General features: G+C 65.6%; 4 protein-coding genes. 3 read left to right on the top strand and 1 reads right to left on the bottom strand.

Features of this window, described 5'->3' with window-relative positions; all coding sequences use genetic code 11:
* Window positions 1–280: 280 nt before the first annotated feature.
* Both thiL and QZY03_RS19325 read left to right on the top strand, forming a co-directional pair.
* Entirely contained in the window at window positions 281–1,267 is a 987-nt protein-coding gene (gene thiL, locus QZY03_RS19330) for a thiamine-phosphate kinase (RefSeq protein ID WP_295583797.1), read from the top strand.
* Window positions 1,257–1,751 carry a phosphatidylglycerophosphatase A gene (locus tag QZY03_RS19325; RefSeq protein ID WP_295583796.1) on the top strand — a complete coding sequence of 165 codons (495 nt, stop codon included), beginning with the start codon at window positions 1,257–1,259 and terminating at the stop codon, window positions 1,749–1,751. The genes thiL and QZY03_RS19325 overlap by 11 nt, the downstream gene beginning before the upstream one ends.
* Before the next feature lie 239 nt (window positions 1,752–1,990).
* Here the strand turns inward: QZY03_RS19325 and QZY03_RS19320 are convergent, their stop codons facing one another.
* Entirely contained in the window at window positions 1,991–2,416 is a 426-nt protein-coding gene (locus tag QZY03_RS19320) for a hypothetical protein (protein ID WP_295583795.1), read from the bottom strand.
* Between the two features lie 736 nt (window positions 2,417–3,152).
* Here QZY03_RS19320 and QZY03_RS19315 point away from each other — a divergent pair.
* The coding region (locus tag QZY03_RS19315; RefSeq protein ID WP_295583794.1) for a hypothetical protein at window positions 3,153–3,335 on the top strand (183 nt) is incomplete at its 3' end.

The raw sequence follows: 3,335 nt of genomic DNA, 5'->3' as shown, positions 1-3,335 counted from the left end.
GGGGCTCAAAGCCTACTGGGCTAGCGACGGGATTCCATGCAGGCTTACCGTGAAAGTGCGTCGTCAGGCCATCCTGGCCTGTCGGAGTGGGGACTGGTAAGGTCAGGGCTGGAAGCCCTGACTACGCAGCGGTCGAGAGGACTTTCATGTTCCGGGGTGGCGCGGGCGCCTTGGCCGTTACCGGAAAGACATGATTGATCCGCCAGCCGCCGCCCGCCCTGGGTTATCCTGCGCACTCTTCGTCGGCGTGCGGCCCGACTCTCGCCTGTCAGGATTGCCCTTGTCCGAATTCGACCTGATCCGTACTCATTTCGCCGCGCTCGGGACGTCCCGGGCGGATGTCCTCTTGGGCGTGGGCGACGATTGCGCCGTGCTGGCCGTGCCGGCCGGGCAGCGCTTGGCCGTGAGCATCGACACCCTGGCGAGCGGGGTGCATTTCCTCGCCGACTGCGCTGCCGAGGCGATCGGTCACAAGTCGCTGGCGGTCGGTCTGAGCGATCTGGCGGCGATGGGGGCGGAGCCGGCCTGGGCGACCCTGGCGCTGACCCTGCCGGTCGAGTTGCCGACGACAGCACCAGACTGGCTCGCCGATTTCGCCCGCGGCTTCGGGCGGCTGGCGCAGGAGTACGGGGTGAGTCTGGTGGGTGGGGATACGACGCGCGGTCCGCTCTCGATCACGGTCCAGGTGCATGGGTTCATCCCCGCGGGTGCCGAGGTGCGGCGCGGCGGCGCACGGCCGGGGGATCTGATCTGCGTGAGCGGAACCCTGGGCGATGCGGGGTTCGCCCTGCGCGCACTGCTCGCCGGCCAACTGCCGCCGCCGACCCTGCGGACGCGGCTCGAACGGCCGACCCCGCGGGTCGCGCTGGGGCTCGCCCTGCGCGGACTTGCCGGCGCCATGATCGATGTCTCCGACGGTCTGGCGGCGGATTTGGGGCATATCCTGGCGGCGAGCGGACTGGCCGGCGCGCTCGATCTGGCGGCGCTGCCCTTGAGCGACGCGGTTGCCGTGGCCGTGCAGACGACCGGCGACTGGAGTCTACCGCTGGCTTCCGGCGACGACTATGAACTCTGCTTCTGCCTGCCGTCGGTTCACCGGGATCGGCTCGCCGCAATCGCCGCGCGTTGCGGCTGCCCGCTGACCGTCATCGGACGGGTCGACCGCGGGGCCGGACTGGTCTGTACGACACCGGCGGGAACCCCGTTCGCACTTGCACATGCAGGTTTCGACCACTTCGCGTCGGCGGACTCGTGCGATGCGTCCTGAGACGTCCAGAGCGGTCAAGGCAGGATTCAATCCGCGCCGCCTGCACCATTGGATCGCCTTCGGCTTCGGTTCCGGTCTGGCCCCGCGGGCGCCCGGCACCTTTGGGACCCTGGCGGCGCTGCCGCTCTACCTGATCCTGGCCCCCTTGCCGCTCGGCGCCTATCTGGCGGTGCTGGCGGTCCTGATCCTCGTCGGTGTCTGGGCCTGTGACCGCACCGCCCGCGATCTGGGCAGCGCCGACCCCGGCGCCATCGTCTGGGATGAATTCGCCGGTCTGTTGGTGACCCTCACCGCGGCGCCGCCCGGCTGGGTGTGGGTGCTTGCCGGATTCCTGCTGTTCCGTTTCTTCGATATTCTCAAGCCCTGGCCCATCTATTGGCTGGAGCGGCGGGTGCGCGGCGGTCTGGGCATCATGCTCGACGATCTGGCCGCGGGGCTTGCCGCCTGGGGCTGCCTGCACTTGATCCATCAAGCAGTGGGTTAGGTGATTTCCGGAACACCGGATATAGCCTTCGGACGTGATAACCGGACAAGGGGCGGGTTTCAAACCCGCCCCTACACGAAGGTCTGTCTGGATATCAGGTGCGAACGCTATACCACCCACCATCGGCTCGGACGCAGGTGCGACTGAAGTCGCACCTACACTGACCGATATCCAAATTGTCGGAAATCACCTTAGCCGAGTTTACGCAAGGCGCCGAGGCGCCTAGTGACTCGCACCGGTCAGAGTTTGATGACGACGACGTTCACGCCGTCTTCTTGACCCAGATCGAAGGTGTTGTGGCTGAGTTTGGCGACCGAGCCGATCGTCTCGGCAACATAGGCGGGTTTGGCACCCGCGTTGATGACAAGACTATTGCCAGACCCGTCGTCGACCACGAGCGTCGCCGCATCCGGCCTGGTCACCGAGATGCCCTCCGCGGGCGAAAGGATGGTGAGATCCGCGTTCAGGAAGCGCACCGACAGCGACGAGGCATCGCGATTGGCCTCGACGAACGCATCGGCCGCGTCGAGCGCTCCGGTCTTGACCTTCTCGACCAGACCAATCGCCGCCGTTTTCGCCTTGCCCGCGATCTCCCGCGCGTTTTCGCTGGTGGCGGCCTCTTTGACAGCCGCAACCGCTTTGTCGAGTTGTTCTTTCCAGCTCATCTTCGTTTCCTCTTGGTTGATTGTCTATCGAAACAGGGGCTTGGAGGACGACATCGGGAGTTATTCAAGTCCGATCGGCGCCAGGTCACCGGGGATTCGATGCCCGGACCAGAGGTTAGCGTTTCGACATTGCGGAGGAGCAAAAAGTTCTCTCCCGCGACAACCCGCGGGTCGGTGCGGTCGTCAGTTTCGATTACGACAACATCCATCCTGGTTGCGGTGGACCACCGGCCAGGTCCCGCTGCCGGTCCGCATCGCTATCGCCTTCTTGCCTGATATCCGGCCAGACCCTTGGTGTAGGGGCGGGTTTGAAACCCGCCCCTACGCCCGGTTATCACGTCCGATGGCGATATACTGTCCCCGCGACCCTGATCAAGCGTCCCTCACCGCAGCCCCCGAGGCCTTATGCCCACACTCACCATCCCGACGGCCGAGTCACTCCAGCCCTTGCGCCGGCAACTGCGCTGCAGTTTTCCGCAGCTCGACCAGGTGTTCCCGGACTGTATCGCCGAGGCTCAAGCGCTGCTGAGTCCGGCGGGGATCACCGATTATTTGGAGGGGGCCTCGCTGATCTGCCGCATCGGCCGCGGCTTCGAGCCGGTCCTGGTGTACCTGGAGGAACTGCCGCAAGTCGCCGCCGACCTGGGCGAGCAGACGCTGGGGTTGGTGTCGCGGACGGTGTGGACGATCTCGCGCAGTCCGAACGGCAAGGCGATTCTGCCCTTTCTGCAGAGTATTGCCGAGGTGTCGCGCCGTCCTGGCGATCACCTACATTGCCCGCACCCGCCGCCAGCAGGATCTCTCGCCCAAGGTCTATTTCACCGATACCGAGGTGGACTACCGCGACGATAACCGTCATCTGTGGCGCTATATCGAGCAGGGCGACGAAGAGGAGTCATTCGAAGCGCGCAAACCGCCC

Source organism: uncultured Lamprocystis sp. (assembly GCF_903933125.1).
Lineage (GTDB): Bacteria > Pseudomonadota > Gammaproteobacteria > Chromatiales > Chromatiaceae > Thiodictyon.
This window is presented reverse-complemented; position numbering and strand designations above follow the sequence as displayed.

Coding starts and splice junctions, on each gene's coding strand:
- QZY03_RS19325 (WP_295583796.1), top strand. CDS start 1,257: ATGCGTCCTGAGACGTCCAGAGCGGTCAAGGCAGGATTCAATCCGCGC.
- QZY03_RS19320 (WP_295583795.1), bottom strand. CDS start 2,416: ATGAGCTGGAAAGAACAACTCGACAAAGCGGTTGCGGCTGTCAAAGAG.